The organism is Bacillus sp. LR_5 (assembly GCF_042709275.1).
The window spans coordinates 60,002-83,597 of record NZ_JAVAXX010000005.1 but is presented as its reverse complement, the minus strand read 5'-3'; the positions used below and the strand labels follow the sequence as shown (position 1 = coordinate 83,597).

The window sequence follows — 23,596 nt, the reverse complement described above, 5'->3', positions numbered from 1 at the left end:
GGTTCCTCCCCTCTGGTTGAAAAAATTAATTATTCTGAAAAGTAGCAATATGTGCTATATTATATACAGCCTATCTTCCTGTTTCAATATAAATGAAGTAAAGAAGGTAAAATTCATTTTAATAGAAGGAGGTACTTCTTCCCATGCAAAAACTTTCCGAAGACATGAAACAAACTGTTATAGATATCTTCGAACATCTGCACGCGAACCCTGAAGTCAGCTGGAAGGAATATGAGACAACTGCATTTCTCAAACAAAAGCTTGAGGATTTAGGATGCCGGACGCGCACTTTTTCAGACTGCACCGGGGTTGTCGGCGAGATCGGTTCGGGCTCGCCGGTTGTAGCCGTTCGCGCTGACATTGATGCGCTATGGCAGGAGGTCAACGGCACATTCTGCGCCAACCATTCCTGCGGACACGATTCACATATGACAATGGCGCTGGGCACGTTAATGCTGCTGAAAAAACAGCCTGAGCTTCCGAAGGGCACGATCCGTTTTATCTTTCAGCCGGCTGAGGAAAAAGGCGGCGGCGCCTTGAAAATGATAGAAGAAGGCGTGCTTGATGATGTCGACTATTTGTACGGCGTTCACGTCCGTCCGATTCAGGAGACACAGAACGGGCGTTGTGCCCCATCTATTCTGCACGGATCAAGCCAGCATATTGAGGGAACGATAATCGGAGAGGAAGCCCATGGCGCCCGCCCGCATCTCGGGAAAAACAGCATTGAAATTGCGGCATTTCTCGTACATAAGCTCGGACTCATTCATATTGACCCGCAAATCCCGCATACCGTCAAAATGACAAAACTTCAAGCCGGCGGAGAAAGCTCTAACATCATTCCGGGAAAAGCGTCGTTCAGCCTTGATTTGCGCGCTCAGACCAATGAAGCCATGGAGACGTTAATCGCCGAAACAGAAAGAGCTTGTGAAGCGGCTGCCGCGGCATTCGGCGCGAAGATCGAGCTGCAAAAGGAGCACAGCCTTCCTGCGGCAACACAAAACAAAGAAGCTGAAGCGATCATGGCAGAAGCCATTACAGAAATCATCGGGGCTGAGCAGCTTGATGAACCGCTTGTCACAACCGGCGGTGAGGATTTTCATTTTTACGCCGTAAAAGTGCCGAACCTCAAAACAACTATGCTTGGACTGGGATGCGGACTACAGCCAGGACTCCATCATCCCCACATGACCTTTGACAGAAACGCGATGTTCAATGGCATTCACATTTTGGCAAACGCCGTATTAAAAACCTTTCAAAAGGCGGAATCACTAGCTTCTGCTAATGCTTCTTAACACAAAAAAGCAGCCTGGCTACAGGCTGCTTTCTTCATTACTTCTTCAAATCTTCAATTGAGTTGACGTTTTTCATATATTGAGGCACAACAAGACCCATCTTCACGCCAGTCATACTGGCGCCTATATCGTCATATTTGCCTTTGTATTTTGCGGCGTATGCTTTATGGGTATTCGGCAGCCATGCGGAAAGGGATGCATCCGCGCTTCCCGTCGCAATCGCGGTCCACATCGGACCAGCTTCTACCTGAGTATACGTCACGTCATAGCCCAAGTCTTCTAAGACTTTGCCAACCACGTTTGTACTTGCAATCTCACTGTCCCACGCCACATAGGCAAGGTTGATTTTGTCTCCCTTCACCTTTTGAACGCCTTTCGTCCACTCCGCAATCTGATCTTTGTGTTTCTTCACATACTCAGTAGCGGCTTTGGCAGGTTTCTCGCCTTCTTCCACCTTGATCATGACTTCGCCCATGTCGTCTTGCGTCCATTTAAACTGGCTCAGAAGCTTAGCGGCATTCGGCTGTTCTTTACTGAAGCCTTTGCGTGTGATCGTATGGATTTCCTCTGCGCTGCCATAAGATTGTTTCGGATCATCGAGATATTTCAGCTTATATCTGGAGAACATCCAGTGCGGTGTCCATCCTGTAATGATAATCGGTTTCTTACGGTCGTATGACTTTTTAAGCGTTGCAGTCATCGCGGCGCTTGACGCCGAAATCAACGTCCAGTCATTCAAGTCATAATCCTTCATCGCTTTGTCGGTCAGGGCCATAATCCCTGAACCGGGGTCAATCCCGATGATGGTCTTATTCACCTGTTCAGCCGCGGTTGCATTTTCATCGCTTTCTGAACCGCAAGCCGCAAGTGAGAGCGCCAGCATGGCGGAAACACCGATACCGATGATTTTTTTAAGCATCAGGCATTCCCCCTGCTTTTCTTCTTCACTTTAATATTTTGAGTAATACGGTCCAGCGTAATGGCAACGATAACGATGGCGATACCAGCCTCTACGCCGACCCCGGTTTTCAGCTGTGTAACGGCGCTGTATACTTCAGAACCAAGTCCCGGTGCACCGACCATTGCGGCGATAACAACCATTGATAACGCAAGCATGATGCTTTGGTTGATTCCTGCCAGAATGGTTTTTGTCGCAAGCGGAAGCTGAACTTTAAACAAACGCTGAGCTGTTGTAGAACCGAACGCTTCAGTCGCTTCAATCAGATCCGCCGGCACTTGTTTAATACCGAGAACAGTCATGCGGATTGTCGGCGGCATCGCGAAGATAACAGATGCAACAACACCCGGCACAACACCGATGTTGAAGAAGAAAATCGCCGGCAATAGATATACGAAAGCAGGCATTGTCTGCATTAAATCAAGAATAGGCGTTACAATACGGCGAACCGTTTCTTTCTGGGACGCCCAAATTCCGATCGGAACCCCGACCACAATCGAAATAATCACAGATGTCAAAACAAGCGCCAATGTTTGCAGCATTGGGTCCCAATATCCTAAATAATCGATCAGGAGGAATCCAATCAATGTAAATAACGCAATTCCCCTCGTACTGATCCACCATGCAAGTGCGGCGAAAATAATCGTTAACAAAATAGATGGGATAAATCCAAGTCCGCTGACAATTCCATTTACAAAAGCGGCCAATCCGTTTGCGATTCCGTCGAAGAATCCGCCAAACGTTATTGTAATCCAGTCAACAAAACGGTCAATGATATCTGCTAAAGGTATTCTAGGCAGTCTATCCATCTTACTTCACCTCCCGTACAGAAGGATCTTGTGTTTGTTCATCAGTGACTTCGACATTAATGTAATCGTTATTGCCGGCAAGTGCGCCAATCAACGCGCCTTTTACGACAATCCCTTTCATTCTCTGCTTCTCATCTACAACCGCAATTGGAATATTCGCATCAGAAACAACGTCAAAAATCTCTGTCAGATACGTATTCTCTGGTACAGTCGTGAATTCTGTATTTAAGATATCTTGAAGTGATAAATCAGACTCAGCCGCTTTTTTCGCATCAGCCGCGTGGATGACACCTAACAATTGCTTTTGTTTATCGACTGCGTAAATAGACGAAATCCCTAGGTTTTTCATCAATGTTAATGCCACACGAGGCCCTTTATCAATCCGCACTGTTTCAGCGCGTTTCATAATGTGTCCTGCTGTGAGGACTTTAGATAAATCAACATCCTCAACGAATTTCTCAACATATTCGTTAGATGGACTCATAAGGATTTCCTCCGGTGTGCCGATCTGAACGATGTTACCATCCTTCATCAAGGCGATTCTGTCACCAATGCGCAATGCTTCGTCAAGGTCATGCGTAATGAAGATAATCGTTTTTCCGACATTTTCGTGAAGATCAAGAAGCTCATCCTGCATATCTTTCCGAATCAAAGGATCGAGCGCACTGAACGCTTCGTCCATGAGAAGGATGTCCGGGTTATTCGTCAACGCGCGGGCAAGGCCGACACGCTGCTGCATCCCGCCGGAAAGCTGGTCAGGATATTGCTGTTCAAATCCTTCAAGGCCGACAAGCTTAAGGGACTCAAGCGCTTTTTGCTGACGCTCTTGTTTGTCTACACCTTGAAGCTCCAGCCCGTATTCTGTGTTTTCAAGTATCGTTCTGTGCGGGAACAGAGCGAACTTTTGGAAGACCATGCTGATTTTCTTCCGGCGGACTTCCCGGAGCTGGTCTTTAGACATATTTGTTATCATGTCACCATCAATGTAAATATTTCCGGCAGTCGGTTCAATAAGCCGGTTTAACAGCCGTACTAAAGTTGATTTACCGCTCCCTGATAGACCCATGATGACAAATATCTCACCATCATATACATCAAAATCTGCTTGATTTACCCCAACGGTTGATCCGGTCGCTTTCAGGATCTCTTTTTTTGTCTTTCCGTTGGCAAGCATTTGAACTGCTTTCTTTGTTTGTTTCCCAAAAATTTTAGATACTTTCTCGACTTTTATCTTAATTGGTTTCTCATCTACACTCATATTTTCCCTCCATATTAAACAATCCTTATAACCGTAACACTTATGTAACATTCCACACAAACAGCATATACTCTTTTATTCTGTACCATTTCTTTATAAACATCCATGTAGCCACATGATCTTATTTATGCTTCTAAATGCTCTGTAATCCTCCTTTATGATTGTATTTTACAGGTAATATTTATCCCTTCCTTAGTTGAAAACGCTTTTACTAGACTGGAATCCTTCTTTCTTTTATGACTTCCTGCTCCTTTACTGGAAAATAAGTTGTTATACCGACTCCAATTATGAGTTTCATGACTACGAAACTATTAGATGATCAAATCAGAGCCCAAATATGTAAAGCACTGTCTGATGAATCGAGGCTTGCTATGATTCGTACGCTTTATTACAGCGGAAAAGAACTCAGCTGCGGTGAAGTAGGTGAAAAGTGCAATATTGTCAAAACCACAGCATCTTATCATTTTAAAACGCTGCGTGAAGCAGGGTTGACGGCAACCCGGAAAGATTCGCGGACAAAATATGTCAGCCTGCGTGAAGACACATTTCAAACATACCTGCCTGGCTTTTTGGAAACCCTCTAACAAAGGGTTTTCTCTATACATATCTGTTTCATATCGCGCGAGGAACCATCGCTCCCCTTTCCAATGCCGCTATGTATGCAGGAACCACTGTCGGCACATGTGTTGCAGGCTTTTTATATCAAAACTCACAGCATTTCGGAGCCGTCACAGGATTTACTGCCATTCTGTTCATACTGTCCATGGCACTCTACCAGACAATCAGTAAAACCGGGAAACGCCGATCTACAGCCCGAGCACAAATGTAAAAGAAGCACCTCATTCAAGAGGTGCTTTTCCTATTCAAGTTCAGTTTGTTTCGTTTCTTTTCCCATAATCAATATACAAACAACCGCGAGTAAGATTGCAATGCAAAAGATCGAGAAGATGACCGAAAACGAAATATGACGGGCTGCCAGCGTTCCGACGAGCAGCGGCCCGAAGATGCCGCCGATTCTTCCAAACGCTGCTGTTGTTCCTGAACCTGTTGCGCGAATCGCTGTCGGGTATTGCTCCGGTGTATAGGCATACAGAACACCCCACGCGCCAAGATTGAAAAACGATAACAGCATTCCAGCCGTAAGCAGAAGGCCTAAGGAATCCGCCGTTCCGAAGAAATAGGCGCTTCCTGCTGTACCTATCAGGTAAATGACGAGTATCCACTTTCGGCCGGCTTTTTCGATCAGCCACGCAGCAGAAAAATAGCCCGGAAGCTGAGCAAGTGTCATCAGCAGGACATACTCAAAGCTTTGAATCATACTGAAGCCTTTCAGCAGCATGACACTCGGCAGCCATAGGAACATGCCATAATAAGAAAACACCACGCAGAACCAAACGATCGATAGCATGACTGTCGGCCGTATATACTGTCTTGCCCAGACGCTTTTTACATTCTCCCACACCGATTTCTTTTTGGCAGAAAGCGACTCATATTTCGGCGAATCAGGCAGACTCGTCCGCAAGTACAAAGCGTAAAAAGCAGTCAGCGCAGTTAACAGCAGGGCAGCCTGCCAGCCGAAGTTCGGTATCACAAAGTAAGAAATCAGTGCCGCTACGAGCCAGCCTACAGCCCAAAAGCTTTCTAAAAGCACAATCACTCTGCCCCGCTTTTCAGGCACAACCGCTTCCGAAACAAGTGTTGAAGCGACTGGAAGCTCGCCGCCAAGTCCCATCCCGATGACGAAACGCAGAATGAGGAATGCCGATAAGCTCGTCACAAAAGCGGAAATGCCGCTTCCGATCGAAAAGCACAAAAGGGTAATGATAAACACTTTTTTGCGGCCGATTCGATCAGCCAGCAGACCAAACAAAAACGCACCCACAGCCATGCCGATGGAATTGACGCTTCCGATCCATTTCATTTCTTCGGGCGACAGATTCCACTCCACATGGAGCGCGGCGATAATAAACGATAATATTCCGACATCCATTGCATCAAACAGCCACCCCAAACCGGCGACACCCAGCAGTTTTCGCTGGGATATAGGCTGTTGTTTTCCCATTGCCAACACCTCTGATATGCAAAATGATTACCGTTTAAGTTTACACCTGTCTTTACACATTGTCATTAACTAAATGATGTAAAAGAAAAACCCCCGCTAAGCGGGGGTTTTTTATTGCTGCAATGCTGCTTTTTTAATATTTTCCTGCAGCTGGGCAATTCGTCTTGCGCCGTCTTCACGGAGGCGTTTGTTTTCTTCTTCGATTTGTTTTGTTTCCTGCATGCCGCTTACGATCGTGTTCCAAGACGATTCGATCGTTTCAATATCTATGCTTGGTCTGCCGGCCATTCTGGCAATTTCAACACTTTGGCTCGAGATATTTTCAGCATTTCGTCTCAGCATCTCATTTGTCCGGCGATCAAGCTCGCTCATGGAGTCAGCCACAAGCTTTTGGCGTTTCACGGTAACGGCCTGAATAATGCCGTTTTTGAAAATCGGAATGGTGATGATGAACGCGGAGTTGATTTTCCCGATCAGCTTTGCATTTCCGCGCTGCAAGAGACGGATTTGAGGTGCCGTTTGAAGAGCCACCATCCGCGCCATATCCAGATCATACACCCGTTCCTCAAGCGCCTGAATGCCGTTGCGCAGTGTATCGAGCTGCATTTGCGCCAGCTGATTTCCGCTTGCCGCTTTTTCTTCATATGAAGGAAGGATCGACTGCATCTCTTCCAGCTTCATTTGTCCGGCAACGACGTATTTTTCAAGCTCCATATAATATTTGATGTTGTTTTCATACATTTCATCGAGCGTGTAGTTCGTCTTCGTCATCTCATCTTTGTATTTCGAAATCTCAACATTGATTTTTTCAATCTCTCCGCCGAGCGTCTGATACTTTTTAAAGATTTTTTCAATCATGCTGCCGCCGCGTTTGAAAATTTTCGCCATCAATCCCTTTGGCTCATCAAAATCATTTTTATCGAAGCGGTCCATGATTTTCCCAAGCTGAGTCAGCATTGTGCCGGAGTCTGTCACGCTTGTTGTTTTCATCATCCCCAAGATGCGGTCAGAGAACTTGGAAATTTCAACGGCTGGCTCCTTGCCGTACTCAAGCAGCTCCATTTGGTTTTTGACGTCAATTTGTTGCGCAAGCCGCTTTACCTCTGGTTCCTGACGGAGCTGGAGACGGATATCGTCAGCTTTTTGCTGGGATATTTCTTCGTTTTTATCGAGAACAAGCGGGTTTTGATTTTCTGTTGTCATGCTTTTCTTCTCTCCTTACTTTTGGGTAATCGTTCTGAACAGCCTTCTGACAATCGAAGGCTCCTTATAGTCCTGCTGAAACACCATGTCGTCCAGCCAGTGGATATCATACTGATCCTCTTCAATAAACTGCTCAATATCTTGATGGCCGGGAGGGTTATAAATGATGATGTCGATTCCGATTTCATTCAGGAACAGCAGGGAAGCAGCATCCGAACGCGTGAGTCCGCCGCTCATTTCTGTATGATATAAAACGAGTTTCGGAACCGTTTGCGCATAGTCGAACATTTGAATCAATTTCAGCAGATTAGCAGGCAGGTTTGTTGTTTGTTTAAACAAGTAGATTTGAACATCCTTGACTTGTTCCTGATGCAAAGCCTTAAGCCGCGGGTGCCTGCACATTCTCGAAATCGTTTTGGCAATGGCAGTCTGAACGCCCGCCGGAAGCTGCTTGTACTGCCACACATTGCTTGCCATCAGCTTGTCCGGATCAATGTTCCCTTCGTGGTCAAGCGCGTGGCTGTAATGAAATTGATAGTTCGATTTTATTTCTTCTGTAAACGGAAAGCTTCTTACCATTTCTGTTTCCTGATAATCTGCTAATGTATGAAGCCTGTTCCAATATTCTTTATTGTCTTTTGACACGCCCATAATTTTGGCGAATACATTGGGAATCTCGATGGAATGTTTATCAGCTTTGAAATTCGGGCGAATAAAGGCGCGCTCTTTCGTGATTAAAAACAATTCATCATAGGTCGTTTTGAGCGTAACAGACACCGGTGTGTGATCTCTGAATTGCCATGGCTTGTACAGCATGGACTCCTCGTGATTCAGCACATGTTCAAATTCCTTTGTTGAGCGGTAGGCGACTGTTGATTTCCGGTCCGGTTTTTCTTTCGGAAACGGCTGAAGCTCCGAAACATCCGGAAGCTTTTCCGTAAAATTGAGCTCCTGCTTCGGATCGACAAGCGCCAGCTGATCGTTTCCCGCCGGATGGAACAGCAGAACATCGCAGCCGACTAACATGAGATAATATAAGAAATAGAGCTGGCTTTTCGTCGCGTCTCCATACCAAACTACCTTTGGCATCTCCCGCTCTATATCGGTTTTTTCCAGCCAAGGATTCAGGTGATTCAACGAAAACTTCGAGACATCAAGCAGCACTCTGCGAAAATCAGGATGATTCAGCCCCTGCTCATGATTATCTGCAAAGGTATGTAAAAGCGTCATCAGCGCTTTTCTTAAATGGCGGTGCATCAAGGGATTCGAGTGCTTCGCAATCAGTTTTTCCCCATCCAGAAAGGCAACAAAGCGGCTGACTGACAGCCCTTTTTCTTTCTGATTGATAAAATGAATATGCTGGAGCTTTTGAAAAGTCTCCGGCTCGATTGTTTTATCAAGCGTTTCACTCAGAATGGTAATGCGATCGTTTATAGACAGCTCATACAGCTCGTTATAGTAGTCCGTTTCATCAATAGGCGTGCCTAATATCTGCCCGGCAAGACGAGAAAAAGAAATGCCTTGTTCTGTTTCATAGTGATCCCGCTCGGGCAATGGCTGAAACAGCAGGTCTTTCCAATTCCCATCAGCCGGAAGTGCTTTATGAATGGTTAGTTCTTCTTGTCTCATCATATCCTCCTTTCCGGTTTGTCATTGCACGATATTTCTGTAACAAAAAAGGAAGGACATTGAACCTCCCTCCTTGTTTTGTTTTATTCTTCTTTTGAAGCGGCTGTTTGTTCGCGCACCTGCTTTTGTTTGTTGATGTAGTGAATGATGAATGTTACCGCAAATGCAGCAATAATGATAATGAAGAATACAGAGTGCGGCATTTCGTAATGGAAAGCGCTCGCTGCCATTTTCAGAGCGATAATTCCGATTAACACGAATGCTGTGTTTTCCAGCTCAGGAATTTTATCAATCAGCACAAGGAATACTTTTGCCACTGTACGCATCATTAGAATACCAAGCATACCGCCGATCAGAAGCACCCATACTTTTTCAGATACCGCAAATGCGGCAAGGATGCTGTCCACAGAGAAGGCAAGGTCCATTAATTCGACTGAAATAACAGTCGCCCAGAAGATACCGAACGTGCGGACCATCCAAGAATTTTTCTTCATGCCGTCTGTGTCCTCTTCTTTTTCGCCAATCCAGAAGTGCTTAATGACGAGCCAAGCCAAGTAAAGCGCGCCAAGCACCTTGATCCACCAAAACTTAATGAGGAGCATACCGAGCCCGATGAAAATAAACCTAAAAATATAAGCTCCAAACAAACCATACGTTAACGCTTTTTTCCGCTGTTTTTCCGGCAGGTGTTTGACCATCACCGCAAGAACAAGCGCGTTATCGGCCGATAAAAGGCCTTCCAGAACAACAAGGGAACCGATCAGACCCCATGAAACAGGATCAGAAAGCACTTCCCCCCACATTTTCCAATCGAAAAATGAAGCATACGTAGACATGATATGATGTAAAAAGTCCAAGTTTTTTCCTCCTATTAATTTGAAACGGTGACTTCTCTATTTGTCACTCGCTTACACTTGCAAACCGTAGTTCCGGCACAATGCAGCCAGCCCGCCGGAAAAACCGCTGCCGATCGCATTGAATTTCCATTCGCCGCCGTGTCTGTAAAGCTCACAAACGACAACAGCTGTTTCAATGGAGAAATCTTCTCCCAAGTCGAAGCGAAGAAGCTCATTCTGCGTCTCTTCGTCCACAACACGCACAAACGCATTGGAAACTTGTCCAAAGTTTTGGCTGCGTGCTTCAGCGTCGTGAATGGTCACTGTGATGCCGATTTTCTCAATGTGAGCAGGGATCTTTGAGAAATCAACGATAATCTGCTCATCATCTCCGTCACCCTCACCCGTGCGGTTGTCACCCGTATGGATGACACCGCCGCTCGGATGTTCAAGGTTATTATAGAAGACGAAATCGAGATCATTCACGCAGTTATCATGCGCATCAACTAAAAAGGCTGAAGCATCCAGGTCAAAATCGTGTCCGCCGGAGTACTTGTTTGTATCCCAGCCTAAGCCGATCACCGCTTTTGCGAGTCCCGGATTTGTTTTTGTTAAATCAATGCGCTGTCCTTTTGATAATTGAATGGCCATACTGCCTCTCTCCTTACTGCTCTTCGTATTTGTCTTAACCGACTTGTAAACCGTAGTCCGTTGCGATGCGGGCAAGGCCGCCTTGGTAGCCTGAGCCGATAGCGGAGAATTTCCACTCGCCGTTATGTCTGTAAAGCTCCCCTGCAATAATTGCCGTTTCAATAGAGAAATCTTCGGCAAGGTCGTAACGGATGAGCTCTTCATTTGTTTCTTCATTTACGATGCGCACGAACGCGTTTGATACTTGTCCGAAGTTTTGGCTGCGTGCTTCAGCGTCGTGAATGGTGATAACAAATGAGATTTTATCAATATTGGCAGGCACTGCGCTGAGATTCACTTTGACACTCTCATCGTCGCCTTCGCCAGCACCAGTCAGGTTATCGCCTGAATGAACGACTGAACCGTTGCCGCCTTCAAGCTGGTTGTAGAAAATAAAATCGTTTGGAGACGCGCATTTGCCTGCTGCGTCTAACAGAAACACACTTGAGTCAAGGTCAAAGTCGTGCCCGCCGTCATACTTATTCGTATCCCAGCCTAAACCGACAACAACCTTTGAAAGACCCGGATTTGTTTTTGTTAAATCTACCTTTTGTCCTTTTGCCAATGAAATTGCCATGTTTCATCCACTCCTTTTCTTTTATACGTACCGGCTGATAATATCTTCTAATCTCGTATCGTTTGTGCCTTCACCAATCGCCGCAAACTTCCACTCGCTGCCGCTGCGGTAGATTTCTGCTGTAATCAGGCTTGTTCTGCCTGCATAATTGTCTCTCAAATTGTATTTGAGCATTTCTTCATGATTAGATTGATCGACTACACGGATAAACGCATTTTGAATCATGCCGAAATCTTGTTTTCTTCTGACACAATCATAAATATTTACAACAAATACAAGCTTATCGATGTTTGCAGGCACTTTTCCCAAATCTATCATAATTTGCTCGTCATCGCCCGCACCATCGCCTGTCAGGTTGTCGCCTGTGTGCTTTACACTGCCGCAGCGGCTTTTCAGGTTGCCGAAATAAATTATATTTTTCTTATCGGTGAATTTTCCGTTTTCCAGCATCAGCACTGAAGCGTCACAGTCTATATTCGGACCGCCTCCGCCAAGCAGTTTGCTGAAGAATCCTCCGCCTGAGGACACCGGGTCCCAGCCGAGACCGACCATCAATTTTGACAGACCGGCTTTTCCTTTTGTTAAATCAATTCGCTGACCTTTTTCTAAAGAAATTGCCACACGATTCACTCCTACTCATCGAAATGTGAAGATAGTCACATTTATTTTTACGCTCACAAGGAAAATAAGCCGTAAATTATTAATATATACGTTTGTTATTATATCAAAGTTTCGTAAAAGTTAAGAATAATTGACGAAAATCCTCGAAAAAAAACTTCCATATTTGATATATGTTTTGCAAATGCTATGAAGTACGCATCTTAAACAAACCATTTGACGTGAGCGAGTCATTTTGCCTATTCTTGTGTCACATTCTAAAAACAGACAGAAAGGAAGCGGCCTTTTGATTCATTTAAGCATACTTGACCAGGCACCTGTTTCTAAAGGAGAAAGCCCTGTGGCAACTCTTCAGCATTCGGTTGAGCTTGCCCAATTAAGCGAACAGTGGGGATATAAGCGTTATTGGTTTGCCGAACATCACAGCACGAAAGGACTGGCAAGCACAGCGCCTGAAATCATGATCGCTCACATCGCAGCACACACGAGCACGATTCGTGTCGGGTCAGGCGGTGTGCTGCTGCCCCAGTACAGCCCGTTTAAGGTAGCAGAAACCTTTCGCCAGCTTGAAGCACTGTATCCGAACCGGATTGACCTCGGCGTCGGGCGTTCTCCCGGCGGCACGACAAAAACCCGTCTTGCGCTAACAGACGGGGTAAAAAAGAGCTTAACCGAATTTAACAGACAGCTGCAGGATGTCTCTTATTTTCTCACAGATTCGCTTCCTCCCGGGCATCCGTATGCCGGAATCAAAGCGGCGCCCCTAATTGACACTGTACCGGAGCTATGGGTGCTCGGTCTCGGTGAAAACAGCGCAAGACGCGCGGCGCATCAGGGCATTGGATATGTATTTGGGCATTTCATTAATCCTGAGCGAGGAGAAAATGCATTTCGCGTTTACTGGGAAAGCTTTCGGCCATCAGCTCATTTCTCGTCTGCGACGGCACTGTTTACGATTTTTGTCATTTGTGCAAAAACAGATGAAGAGGCAGAAGAGCTCGCCCTAAGCCAGGATTTATGGCTTCTTCGTGTCGGAAAAGGCTTGGACAGCCGAGTGCCGAGCATCGAGGAGGCAAAAGCGCATCCCTACACAGAGTCCGATAAAAAACTTATAGAAGAGAACAGAAAGCGGATGGTGATCGGTTCTCCAACTACTGTCAAACAGCAGCTTTTAGAGCTGACAGACCGCTATGAAACAAATGAAATCATGGTTCTATGCAATGTGTTTGATTTTGAGGCGAAAAAGGAATCATATGAGCGTCTTGCCGGGATGTTTCTATAAAAAAAGCAGTTTTCCCTATGGAAAACTGCTTTTCATGTTACCGGCGCCCTTTTTTACGCAGGGCTTCTTTTTTGATAAATGTCCAAACTCCCTGAACTGCAAATCCGATCAAAAGCAGAACGATCAAAAGCAGGGTAATGGACGGCCCTGGCGGCGTTCCGAGCTGATAGGACGATGTCAGCCCCATAAATACGCTGAATAACGAAATGAGTATGGCTGTAATAAATACCATGTTAAAGCCTTTTGCAATTCTGATAGCGAATGCTGCCGGCAATACGAGCAGGGCTGATACAAGAAGAACTCCGATGATCGGGATAATAACTGAGATCGCAAGGCCTGTGACGATACTGAAGGACATCGACAGGAAGTTTGTATTGATTCCTGATGTTTTTGCTGTTGCTTCATCAAACGTCAGCAGGTAGAGCGGTCTTTTCAGTACGATAAAGTAAAGCAGGATCAGCAATGTAATGATGCCAATAATATACACCTGCTGCTGATTTACTGTCACGAGCGATCCAAAAAGGTATTGATCGATGCTCATATTGGCGGTGCCTTTTGAAAAGCTGATTAAAAACATCGCGAAGGACAAACCAGCCGCCATTAAGATGGCAATGGACACCTCTGAATACGTCCGATATGCCCGCCGCATGTATTCAATCCCAATTGCGCCGACGGTCACGACGACTATGCTCGCCGCGGTAATATTGGTGCTGAGGAAAAAGCCGATGGCAACACCTGACAATGAAATATGTGAAAGTGTGTCAGCCATTAAGGCCTGTCTTCTGAGAACGAGATACACTCCTAGTATCGGAGCCATGATGGCAATCATGCCGCCTGCTAGAAAAGCTCGTCGCATGAATTCCAAGTCAAACATTTCCATCCGCCTTTTTCTCCTCTCTCTAATCGAATTACTTTATCTAAAAACTGCTGTACTTCATTTTGCTCGTGAGTAACCATTACAACTGTGCGGTTGTGATTTTTCACAAGGTGATGCATAAATTCGTAAAATCCTTTTCTGCTGTCGTAGTCAACGGCTGTTGTCGGTTCGTCCAGCATTAGGAGATCCGGGTTACTGGCGAGCATTCTGGCGATACAGATTTTCTGCTTCTGTCCGCCTGATAAATCGCCGATTTTCCGATAGCGGAGCTCCCACATTTCCACCATTTTCAGCGCTTTTTCCACTTCGAGATGATCTTCTTCATTTAAACGTTTAAACCATTTCCCTTTTGTGTATCGGCCTGACTGAACAAGCTCCAGTACCGTGCTCGGAAAGCCGGCATTAAATGAAGAAATTTGCTGCGGAACGTACCCTATCGTCAGGCGTTTTCCTTCTGTATTCCTTTTACTGATCGTCACCGTGCCTTCCCACGGTTTCAGCATGCCGAGCATTACTTTCATGAGCGTCGATTTAGAGGCCCCGTTTGGTCCTGTGATGCCGACAAACTCACCGCTTTCAATATCAAGTGATACTTTATCCAACACAGGCGTGTGGGAATAGCCGAAAACGATATCTTTCAATGAGACGAGATTCATGTCAATCTTCCTTTCTCACAAAGAAATAGTGTGCACCCTCCGGCGCACACTATCTTATGATTTATCCAATAGTGAATCTTTCAGGGCATCGAGGTTTTGTTTCATAATGTCGATATACCCTAAACCTTTATCCTGTTCTTCTTTGCTTAAGCCTTCCAGTGTATCGAGCACTTCTGTCTTCGCGCCGATTTCATTGGCAAGCGTTTCTGCGACCTTTGAGGATGCAATTTCTTCAAAGTAAATCACTTTTACGTTATGTTCTTTGGCATATGTTTTCAGCTTTGCCAAGTCGGCTGCGCTTGGCTCTTGGTTAGGAGAAATCCCTGCAATCGGAACCTGAGTCAGGCCGTATTCTTTTGCCAAATAGCCAAAAGCTGTATGCTGCGTGATGAATTCTTTCTTCGCCGCTTTTTTTACGGTTGTACGATATAGTTTATCAAGATCCTGCAGTTTTGCAATATATTCTGCACTATTTTTCTCGTAGTATTCTTTATTATCCGGGTCCTGCTTTACGATTTGGGCCGTTATATTTTTAACTTCCTTTTGCGCCAGAACAGGGCTGAGCCATACGTGAGGGTCCATTTCATGGCTGTGCTCATGCTCCCCATGCTCATGCTCCTCGTGCTCTCCGTGCTCCTCATGTTCTTCTTCAGAGCCTTTCATTAAATCAATGCCTTTGCTCGCATTGACGAAAACGGCATGCCCTTGGCCCATGCTTTTTTCAGTTGACGGAACCCACGTCTCCATGTATTCACTATTATAAACGAACAAATCAGCATCCTGAATGTTGGCAATGTCTTTCGGCGTCGGTTCCCAATCATGCGGTTCAACGGAAGATGGGATTAACAGATCCACATCGCCTTTGTCTTTTACAATTTGTTTTGTAAATTCATACATCGGGTAGAACGTTGTGACAACATGCAGTTTATCACTCTTTGAGTCCGCCGACCCTTTTGTTGATGAGTTGCCGCATGCTGCAACCAATAAAAAGCATGCTGCAATCACAAACAAGCCGCTCCATTTTTTAAACATATCGTATATCCCCTCTTTTTCAGTAACTTTAAATCAAAATGATAACGATTTTGTAATCCTATATCATAATAAACCGAAGTCATTACGTTTTGCAAGAGTAATTTTCATTTTGATGTTATTCTTCCCGTCTATGGCGCCAATATATGACTTAAAAAACCCGGCTGAAAATGCCGGGCTGAGTCATTTGATTGAATTGTCCAGAAGATACACCCTGCTCTCATAAGGCTGAAACACCATTTCATCAGCAAGGTCACCGTTGTTTTTATAATTGCTGAGAAGCAGGGATGCCTGAGCCTTGCCACAGTTCTTAGGCCACCTGAAAACAGCTTGCTCTTTTGAAAAGTTATTCACCGACAAAAGCTGTTGTTTACCATTTTCTCTCACGTACACAAACAGCTGCGGATCATCCGGAAGCAAAAGTTCATAGCTTCCTTTGATGAGATCAGCGTACTGCTTTCTCAGGCTGATCAGCTTTTTATAATAGGTTAGGATCGAATCAGGGTCTGTCTGTGCCTCTTCCACATTGATGGCCGTGAAGTTCGGGTTGACCTTCAACCAAGGCGTGCCGTCAGTAAATCCGGCATTTTTGCCGTTGCTCCACTGCATCGGCGTCCGGGCATGATCCCGGCTTTTGGCTAAGATCGATCTCATCACGTCTTCTGGATCATAGCCTTTTTCAAATACCCGTTTATGATACATATTGATCGTTTGGATATCTTTGTAGTCCTCAATCCGGGTAAACGGCGCGTTTGTCATCCCGATTTCTTCTCCCTGATAAATATATGGCGTTCCCTTCATGAGATAAAGAACGGTGGCCAGCATTTTCGCAGATGCTTTGCGGTATTCCCCATCGTCTCCGAACCTGGACACAATCCGGGGCTGGTCGTGGTTGCACCAATACAAAGTATTCCACCCTTGATGTTCCAGCTGCTTTTGCCATGATGTCAAAACCGATTTTAAATCAGAAAGCTCAAGGGGCTTTACATCCCAATGTTCTTTTCCCGGCTGCTGGTCAAGCTCCATATGCTGAAAGTGAAAAATCATATTCAGTTCATGCTTATCGGTTCCCGTATACTTTAGCCCTTCCTCCGGTGTAACAGAGCCAACCTCTCCGACAGACATCACATCGTACCGGGAAAATACTTCATCTGTCATTTCTTTTAAATAGTCATGAATTCGTTCGCCATTTGGCTGGAAAGGCTTCAGCTCTGCCTGCTGATTGATATAGTCCTCATACGAAGGAAGATATTCTTTCTTAGAAATGAGATGGAGCTGATCAATGCGCAAGCCGTCTACCCCTTTATCGAGCCAAAACCTCATCATGTCAAACACCGCTTGGCGCACCTCAGGATGTTCCCAATTTAAATCAGCTTGTTTGACGGCATTCATATGGAGATAATATTCTCCCGTGTGCTCCTCGTATTGCCAGACCGGGCATCCGTAGTCAGACACCCAGTCCGTCGGAGGGCCGTTCTTTGTGCCGGGGCGCCAAAAGTAATAGCTGCGGTATTTGCTGTTTTTGTCCAGCTCCGCTTCTTTAAACCATGGATGCTCGACCGAGGTGTGATTTAACACAAAATCCATCACCAGCTTTAATCCGCGCTGATGCACCTCGTCAAGCAGCTCGTGAAAATCGCCCATCGTTCCGTATGAATCCATAATCGTCTTATGGTCCGTCACATCATAGCCGTAATCAACATTCGGAGAAGGATAAATCGGGCAAATCCAAATCACATCTGCCCCGAGCTCCTTTATGTAATCAAGGCGGGAAATGATCCCCCGCAGGTCTCCCATTCCATCTCCATTGCTGTCCTGAAAGCTTCTCGGATAAATTTGATACACCACCGCATCCTTCCACCAGTCTGTTTTCATCCCGCAATCCCCCTGTTTAGTGTTCTATTCAAGCTGAGATGGATAAAGTGTCATTCCGCCGTCGACGAATAGTGTTGTGCCGGTCACATAGCTCGCTTCCTCAGATACGAGCCAAGCCGCTGCTGCTGCCACTTCTTCCGGCTTTCCGAAAGCTTTCATCGGGATTTTCTTCAATTGTTTTTGTTTGTTCTCTTCCTTTTTCGTATCAACATTTGATTCTGTTGCAATGGTGCCGGGCGCTATCGCGTTGACACGGATTCCCTTATCCGCATAGTTGAGCGCCAGCGTTTCTGTCATCATCTTGATGCCGCCTTTGGACGTGGAATACTGGACGTTGACGGGGCGCGGGATCTGCTGGTGAACGCTAGAGATATTCAGCACATTGCCTTTGATATTATTTTTCATCATGTGGTTAAGCGCTGCTTTGGCTCCCATAAAGGTTCCGGTGACATTGACATCAATGACTCTCTGCCAATCTTCTAGACTCATCTCATGCGGCATGGCTTCCGTGCCGTTAAAGCCGGAGTTGTTCACCATGACATCGAGCGTGCTAAAATGCTCTAAAGCGGTGTCCAAGAGCGCCTGAATCCCTGCTTCTTTGGACACATCCGCCTCAACTGCGACAGCTTTCCCTCCGTTACGCTTAATGATGTCCACAGTTTCATCGGCTCCAGATGGATCGCTGTGGTAATTCACAACAACATTCATTTTCTCCTGTCCAAATCGTTCCGCAATGGCTTTCCCTATTCCTTTTGAAGAACCTGTCACAATCGCTGTTTTTCCGGTTAAATCTTTATACATAAACGATATCCTCCTCTGATTTTCCATTATGCAGTGGAAAATACCCTATTTTTTCGGGTTGAAAACAGCATAAAAAAAAGCAGAGAACCGATTATGTTCTCTGCCACCACCTATTGAAAACGCTGCTCAGCAAGCTTCTTTTTAATATTCATCAGCCTGCGGTAAAAGAAAGCGGCGGACTCGTAACGTTCCTGCTGATTGAAACGTTCCGCTGTATCATGCAGCAGATCCTCAGCATCTGCAAGAAGCTGGCGGGATTCCAGCAGATCAAAGCATTCTTTAAGCACACTCCGGTCGCCGCTTCCAAGATACAGCTCATGAATGAGGCGGAATTTCGTCAAATACATGTCATCTTCCCATTCAGCGGCGCTCTTTACCCCGCGGCCATACGTCTCTGCCGCTTTGTCGTATTTTCCCTCTTTACAGTAGATATGGGTCAGTGAAAAAACGGCTTGAACGGCCTGCTGAAAATTGTGCTCCTCAAAAATGGCGGCGGCTGTTTTGAAATAGCCCTCCGCTTCACTGTAATCGCCCAGACTGTACTTACAGTGTCCGACATTATAATGGGCAGCGGCGATCATGTACGCTTCTTCAAGCTGCCTGGCATGATCTAAGGCGCTGCACAAGTGTGTCAGCGCTTTTTCATGATGATAAACATCGGTCAAATTTCCGGCGATGATAAATTCACACTGCACGCGGCGGCGCCCGTACAATTCATATTTCGTATAGATATCAAGCGCCTGGCTCGCATAATTCATTGAAAAATACGTTTGTTTGATGTGATAATACACTTCTGCAACCTTAAAAAGAAACTCAGCTTTTTCGATCTCATCCTCGACATACTCGAGCTTTTCCTCGGCATGTTTATAATGGTCAATCGCTAATATGAAATTTTTCTGCTTAAATTCGTACATCCCTCTGAAATAATAAAAGTAGTATTCCAATAAGCCTGTAAGTTTTTGCTGATTGCTTTCAATTTCGTTCAGCATATCTGAGAACGGAGGCTTGGTGTCGCTGTCTTTCACCGGCATCAGCTTATCAAGCATGATACGATGACGGAATTCCATCAAAGAAAAATACAAAAGCAAGTCCTGATTTTCTTCCATGTCTTCTAAATCGTATTCGATCTCCTGCTTTAACGCTTCTGCTTGATCTGCTTCAAATGCGCGAATGAGCTTGTACCATTCGTTTAGCTTTACTGCCACTTCCTCAGATGGAATCTTTGCTCTCATCGGTCTGCCTCCTTCCTCCTGCTACTATTTATGTTATATTTTATCATAGCTGTTCGCTTTTAGAGAGAGTCAATCGTATAAGCGTTAACATTTAGCACATCATGAGAAAGTGAGACCGATATGAAATTATCAGCAAAAACATCTGTTATCTTATGTATTCTGTTTCTTCTTGATCTGTGTTTTAGTTATATACGGCACGAATGGCATTCTCAAAATGCCCTGCAGGATATGCCTGTCCCTTCGGATCTTCATCCGATTGTGAAGCAGAATGCCGATGCCCTCAAGGCCGCAGCAGCGAATAAAGGCATTACCGTCGTCATTACAGAAGGATTCCGGTCCTTTAAGGAACAAGACGAATTATATAAACAGGGACGTACAAAAAAAGGGAATATTGTCACCTATGCAAGAGGAGGGGAATCGTATCATAACTATGGTTTAGCTATTGATTTCGCCCTTCAAAAAAAGGATGGCAGCATCATATGGGATATGGAATATGACGGCAATCAAAACGGAAAATCAGATTGGCTGGAGGTTGTCGAGATCGCTAAGAAACTCGGCTTTGAGTGGGGCGGGGACTGGAAACGATTCAAGGACTACCCCCACTTGGAGATGATTCCTGACTAGACACCCTCACAGCCTTTTCTTTTTCCTTATGTGCGCATCAATATAGGAAGGATAAACCGGCTTATAGACAAGTTTGTAATGCTGATCGCTGCCTGCTGTAAAATCAGGCTGCCACTCCAGCTTCACATCAAATGCGGCCAAAAACGTTTCTTTCGCTTCTTCAGCTGAAACATCCGGCCTGTGATTGATTGTTTCCAATCGTTCTGGATCAATATCCGGCGCCATAAAAGCGTCAATCATTCCCGTTTCCGGATTGACAATGATGCGGGCAGCGCCGAACCGCAGCGGCACTCCTTTATACCAGACAGAAAAATGGTTGCGGACCCTCCCTCTTTCATCAATTCGGACGGGATTCGCTCTGAAAAACTCAGCTGCTCTCGGATAGAGGGCATACAAAAATTGAAGCGCTATCCTTTGGCATTCTTCCGTTGAGCATTGGCGGTTGTTCCGCTGGTCCATAAAAGAAAGCGCTGCTTTTAATTTTCCGTTTTTTTTATCCGTCTTCATTTTGATTGTGTTTTTATTTCTCGTTTCAAAATAACTTCCAATGCTTAAATCTTTACGCTCCGGCGCAGTGCCTTTTCGCCACGTGCTTCCTATTTCTTCTCCAAAGTCCTTTTCACTGACTTTCTGCATATCAGAGGTGAGGCCCAGCATGGCATATATATTGATTTCTTCCGTGTTTTGAAGCGGCGGCAGGGGCGCCCCGTTTTCTATTCTTTCATCTGCGATATGCTGGTCAGGCACGATTTCGTCTACATCCGCGGGGTAGCTGTATCCCGGCAAAATCGGTTCATATACAAGCCTGGGTGCCTGTTCGCCATCAATGACATCGTACATCAGCTGCAAAGACATTGTATTTAAGTAATGGGACACAACCTTCTCTTTTGCTACAAATTCCTTTGGAACTTCGGCTTTATGCCCTTCTCCGTAATATAAGAAATGGACAATCTGTCCGCTGCGTGTCATATCAATTAAAAAGCCTGAATTGGGAAGCGGAAGCCCCAGTTCCATTTTGGTATAGATAAAACGGATATGCTGTCCCCGTTCTTCCTTACCTTGAAAGTGAAATTTCATAAATGTGCCGGGATGATTGGCAGCAGCAAACTGAAGAGCCATCAGCTTCAACTCGGCATCTGGAAGTTTTTTGTCTGTCTCGGAGCGGACGGTTGTTGAAAAGGTGAGCAAAGCGCCGTCATGTCGGAGTTCAACTGTAATGTGCTTTTCCGGATCTTCAGGGTCCTTCCAGATGAAGTATGCCTGCCTCTTCTTCTTTTGCTTTTGGTCGTAATCTTCTATCTCAAGCTCATAATGCGGAGGTACATTCCCGATCTCTTGCGCCTTCTTTTTCAGCTGTTTATTAACCAATGAAGTCATCCTTTCAAAGAGTCTACGACAAAGAGAATCCTGTTTATTATATAAAAAGACCTTTCTTCATTTAAAGTGAAGAAAGGTCCTTTTCTATTATTGTCGTTGTTTTCTGATATTCTTCCTGTTACTTTCATCACATCTCACCTTATATATCCGCGGCATTTGTGTGACTTTTGGCTATCTTACCATGAACTGAAAACGGGCTCTCCTGTATGGGCTTCGATAAAACGCGGATACACCGGCTTATAGACGAGCCGGTAGCTCTGTTCTTCATCATCGCGGTATTCTCTCTCCCAACCAAGCTCAACTTTAAAATGCTGCCAAAAGATAGACTTGGCTTGTTCTGCTGAAATGGCCGGAACGGGATGAATGGCTTCCAGCTCCTTCGGGTCAATATCCGGTGCCATATAAACGGTGATATGCCCTGTCTGGCGGCTGACGCAGATTCTGATCTGCCCAAACCGGAGCGGAACCCCGTGACAGTGAGTTTCAAATGTAAAACCAGCGACTGCGTTTTCTTCTTCATCGGGTTCGTCATATTTGATCTTAAAATATTGATCGGCATTCGGGAATAAAGCAAACAGAAAACGAAGCGCAATTTTTTCGCACTCTGCCTCAGTTACTGTCAACGGGCTTTTTTTCTCCATAAATGACATGACGCCTTCGAGTTTTCCGGTTTCTTTGTTATGAATGGTTTTCAGCACTTGATGAACCCGTCCTCTAAACCAGCTGTCCATGCTTTTATCCGCCGGCTGATACACGGGATCATCCGGATTCCGCCAAACGGTCCTTATTCTCCCGTCTCCCAAATCCGCTTCCCGCTCTTTGACAAACCCTTTTTCCATTCCGATCATACTGCCAAGATCAGCCTTTTCGTGAATGCCTTCGAATAAAGGGAGAGGAAAGCTTTCCGGCTCCCTGTCATCGTCATCATCAAATGCTTGTTCTTCTTTCACCAAATCGGCAGGCACGGTAACGGCCCTGCATTCAGGCTCATACACCAAATGCGGTTGATCGTCCCCGTTTTTGTAAACAGAACGATGGAGAACCTCAAACAAAAGGTTGAACTCCACGTCCTTCTTGATGAAGGCAAATGCCTCTTCTTCATCAGCGACCCGCTTTGGCTTGATGATGCTGCCCGCTTTGCCGTAATAGCGAAAGTAAATGATCTCACCTGATAAGGAAACTTCACCCATAAATCCGCTCATGGGAAGAGGAAGACCGTCCTCCATTTGAACATATGAAAATCTCACTTTATCGTCGGATGTACAGTTCTCTTCTTCACGCACAAAGACTGACAGCACCCCGGGATAATGAGTCTCTACAAATTGGCGCATGATATCCTCTAATTTCTCCTCAGACAGCCTTTCTCCGCTTTCAGCCTCAATATCTCGGGAAAGAGATTTCAGCTGTCCATCCGGCCCAAGTTCCACGATAATGCCGATGTGTTCATCCTGAGGATCTGTCCAACAAAAATGTGCGCTTTTCTCATCATCGCCATAATCTTCAATTTCCAGTTTTAAGTGTGTCGGCACCCGGCCGATTTCCAGTGCTTTTTGCTTCAGTTCCTCTTTCTTCACCAAGATGGCCCCTTTCATCGTTCTTATGTCCCCTTCAACTAATCAAAAAGTAGTAGTCTAAAATACACAAATTTCTGAGTTTACCAATTTTTCCAGAACATTTTTCACCAAAAATAGTATGATGAACCTATTCAATATAAAAGCTAATAATCTTAAAATTAAATCCGTTGTAACTTTTTATAGGTCCATTCATGACAAAGAAGGGCGGAGTTTCCAGAAAATCCGGTGAAAACCGTGAGAAAAGAACTGATTTTTTTGGTTATATGATGCTAATCCATTCAAAAAGATCTATTTCTCAAAGACAAAAGACTCCCCTTTCCTAAACCATTTGAGG

At 45.2% G+C, this 23,596-nt stretch carries 23 protein-coding genes and 1 pseudogene; 6 read left to right on the top strand and 18 right to left on the bottom strand.

The genetic code is table 11. The features are described 5' to 3' along the window. The first annotated feature begins 143 nt into the window (after positions 1-143). Positions 144-1,295, top strand: coding sequence for a M20 peptidase aminoacylase family protein (locus RAC86_RS02485; protein ID WP_072565704.1), 1,152 nt, complete (start codon positions 144-146; stop codon positions 1,293-1,295). A gap of 37 nt (positions 1,296-1,332) precedes the next feature. On the opposite strand, the gene opuAC is transcribed toward RAC86_RS02485, so the two are convergent. Genes opuAC through opuAA form a run of 3 tightly spaced genes read right to left on the bottom strand, consistent with a single transcriptional unit; the run spans position 1,333 to position 4,320 of the window. Beyond that, positions 1,333-2,214, bottom strand: a complete 882-nt coding sequence (gene opuAC / locus RAC86_RS02480; RefSeq protein WP_014112570.1) for a glycine/proline betaine ABC transporter substrate-binding protein OpuAC — start codon at positions 2,212-2,214, stop codon at positions 1,333-1,335. Continuing rightward, positions 2,214-3,062: a glycine/proline betaine ABC transporter permease subunit OpuAB gene (gene opuAB, locus RAC86_RS02475; protein WP_024715530.1), complete on the bottom strand. Its 849-nt coding sequence runs from the start codon at positions 3,060-3,062 to the stop codon at positions 2,214-2,216. The genes opuAC and opuAB overlap by 1 nt, the downstream gene beginning before the upstream one ends. Before the next feature lies 1 nt (position 3,063). Then, the gene (gene opuAA / locus RAC86_RS02470) at positions 3,064-4,320 is read right to left on the bottom strand and encodes a glycine/proline betaine ABC transporter ATP-binding protein OpuAA (RefSeq protein WP_072565703.1); all 1,257 of its coding nucleotides are present in this window, start codon (positions 4,318-4,320) and stop codon (positions 3,064-3,066) included. A 287-nt stretch (positions 4,321-4,607) separates the two neighbouring features. Here opuAA and RAC86_RS02465 point away from each other — a divergent pair, with 287 nt between their 5' ends. Together RAC86_RS02465 and RAC86_RS02460 are read left to right on the top strand one after the other, a co-directional pair. Beyond that, a complete protein-coding gene (locus tag RAC86_RS02465) occupies positions 4,608-4,904 on the top strand; it encodes an ArsR/SmtB family transcription factor (protein ID WP_072565702.1) in 297 nt (98 codons plus the stop codon). 35 nt (positions 4,905-4,939) lie between these two features. Next, positions 4,940-5,149: pseudogene (locus tag RAC86_RS02460) on the top strand (MFS transporter); the annotation flags it as partial. A gap of 30 nt (positions 5,150-5,179) precedes the next feature. Here the strand turns inward: RAC86_RS02460 and niaP are convergent. From niaP to RAC86_RS02425, 7 genes are all read right to left on the bottom strand, one after another. Next, positions 5,180-6,382: a niacin permease NiaP gene (gene niaP, locus RAC86_RS02455; RefSeq protein ID WP_014112565.1), complete on the bottom strand. Its 1,203-nt coding sequence runs from the start codon at positions 6,380-6,382 to the stop codon at positions 5,180-5,182. 111 nt (positions 6,383-6,493) lie between these two features. After that, positions 6,494-7,585, bottom strand: coding sequence for a toxic anion resistance protein (locus tag RAC86_RS02450; RefSeq protein ID WP_014112564.1), 1,092 nt, complete (start codon positions 7,583-7,585; stop codon positions 6,494-6,496). Between the two features lie 15 nt (positions 7,586-7,600). Beyond that, on the bottom strand, positions 7,601-9,214 hold the full coding sequence (locus RAC86_RS02445) for a YceG family protein (protein ID WP_072565701.1): 1,614 nt from the start codon (positions 9,212-9,214) through the stop codon (positions 7,601-7,603). Between the two features lie 83 nt (positions 9,215-9,297). After that, the gene (locus RAC86_RS02440) at positions 9,298-10,071 is read right to left on the bottom strand and encodes a TerC family protein (protein ID WP_014112562.1); all 774 of its coding nucleotides are present in this window, start codon (positions 10,069-10,071) and stop codon (positions 9,298-9,300) included. A gap of 51 nt (positions 10,072-10,122) precedes the next feature. Continuing rightward, a complete protein-coding gene (locus RAC86_RS02435; RefSeq protein WP_014112561.1) occupies positions 10,123-10,701 on the bottom strand; it encodes a TerD family protein in 579 nt (192 codons plus the stop codon). Positions 10,702-10,735: 34 nt separating this feature from the next. Next, on the bottom strand, positions 10,736-11,317 hold the full coding sequence (locus RAC86_RS02430) for a TerD family protein (protein ID WP_072565700.1): 582 nt from the start codon (positions 11,315-11,317) through the stop codon (positions 10,736-10,738). 21 nt (positions 11,318-11,338) lie between these two features. Further along, positions 11,339-11,938: a TerD family protein gene (locus tag RAC86_RS02425; RefSeq protein ID WP_014112559.1), complete on the bottom strand. Its 600-nt coding sequence runs from the start codon at positions 11,936-11,938 to the stop codon at positions 11,339-11,341. A gap of 283 nt (positions 11,939-12,221) precedes the next feature. On the opposite strand from RAC86_RS02425, the gene RAC86_RS02420 reads away from it, so the two are divergent. Beyond that, positions 12,222-13,217, top strand: a complete 996-nt coding sequence (locus tag RAC86_RS02420; RefSeq protein ID WP_072565699.1) for an LLM class flavin-dependent oxidoreductase — start codon at positions 12,222-12,224, stop codon at positions 13,215-13,217. Positions 13,218-13,254: 37 nt separating this feature from the next. Here the strand turns inward: RAC86_RS02420 and znuB are convergent, their stop codons facing one another. From znuB to rapJ, 6 genes are all read right to left on the bottom strand, one after another. Further along, positions 13,255-14,097, bottom strand: a complete 843-nt coding sequence (gene znuB, locus RAC86_RS02415) for a zinc ABC transporter permease ZnuB (protein WP_053407028.1) — start codon at positions 14,095-14,097, stop codon at positions 13,255-13,257. Next, positions 14,055-14,750 carry a zinc ABC transporter ATP-binding protein ZnuC gene (znuC, locus tag RAC86_RS02410; protein ID WP_072565698.1) on the bottom strand — a complete coding sequence of 232 codons (696 nt, stop codon included), beginning with the start codon at positions 14,748-14,750 and terminating at the stop codon, positions 14,055-14,057. Before znuC ends, znuB begins: the two co-directional genes overlap by 43 nt. Positions 14,751-14,804: 54 nt before the next feature. After that, positions 14,805-15,782, bottom strand: a complete 978-nt coding sequence (locus RAC86_RS02405) for a metal ABC transporter substrate-binding protein (RefSeq protein ID WP_014112556.1) — start codon at positions 15,780-15,782, stop codon at positions 14,805-14,807. Between the two features lie 180 nt (positions 15,783-15,962). Beyond that, positions 15,963-17,654 (bottom strand): glycoside hydrolase family 13 protein, encoded by a 1,692-nt coding sequence (locus RAC86_RS02400; protein ID WP_072565697.1) that lies wholly within the window; start codon positions 17,652-17,654, stop codon positions 15,963-15,965. Positions 17,655-17,678: 24 nt separating this feature from the next. Next, a complete protein-coding gene (locus RAC86_RS02395) occupies positions 17,679-18,455 on the bottom strand; it encodes an SDR family oxidoreductase (RefSeq protein WP_072565696.1) in 777 nt (258 codons plus the stop codon). Between the two features lie 110 nt (positions 18,456-18,565). Further along, entirely contained in the window at positions 18,566-19,687 is a 1,122-nt protein-coding gene (gene rapJ / locus RAC86_RS02390) for a response regulator aspartate phosphatase RapJ (RefSeq protein WP_014112553.1), read from the bottom strand. 120 nt (positions 19,688-19,807) lie between these two features. Here rapJ and cwlK point away from each other — a divergent pair, with 120 nt between their 5' ends. After that, the gene (gene cwlK, locus RAC86_RS02385; RefSeq protein WP_072565695.1) at positions 19,808-20,311 is read left to right on the top strand and encodes a peptidoglycan L-alanyl-D-glutamate endopeptidase CwlK; all 504 of its coding nucleotides are present in this window, start codon (positions 19,808-19,810) and stop codon (positions 20,309-20,311) included. A 6-nt stretch (positions 20,312-20,317) separates the two neighbouring features. On the opposite strand, the gene RAC86_RS02380 is transcribed toward cwlK, so the two are convergent. Together RAC86_RS02380 and RAC86_RS02375 are read right to left on the bottom strand one after the other, a co-directional pair. Then, positions 20,318-21,679 (bottom strand): YcdB/YcdC domain-containing protein, encoded by a 1,362-nt coding sequence (locus RAC86_RS02380; RefSeq protein WP_072565694.1) that lies wholly within the window; start codon positions 21,677-21,679, stop codon positions 20,318-20,320. Between the two features lie 185 nt (positions 21,680-21,864). Continuing rightward, entirely contained in the window at positions 21,865-23,280 is a 1,416-nt protein-coding gene (locus RAC86_RS02375) for a YcdB/YcdC domain-containing protein (protein WP_072565693.1), read from the bottom strand. A gap of 173 nt (positions 23,281-23,453) precedes the next feature. Between RAC86_RS02375 and RAC86_RS02370 the strand changes: the two genes are divergently transcribed. Then, the gene (locus RAC86_RS02370) at positions 23,454-23,585 is read left to right on the top strand and encodes a hypothetical protein (protein WP_133058580.1); all 132 of its coding nucleotides are present in this window, start codon (positions 23,454-23,456) and stop codon (positions 23,583-23,585) included. Positions 23,586-23,596 lie beyond the last annotated feature (11 nt).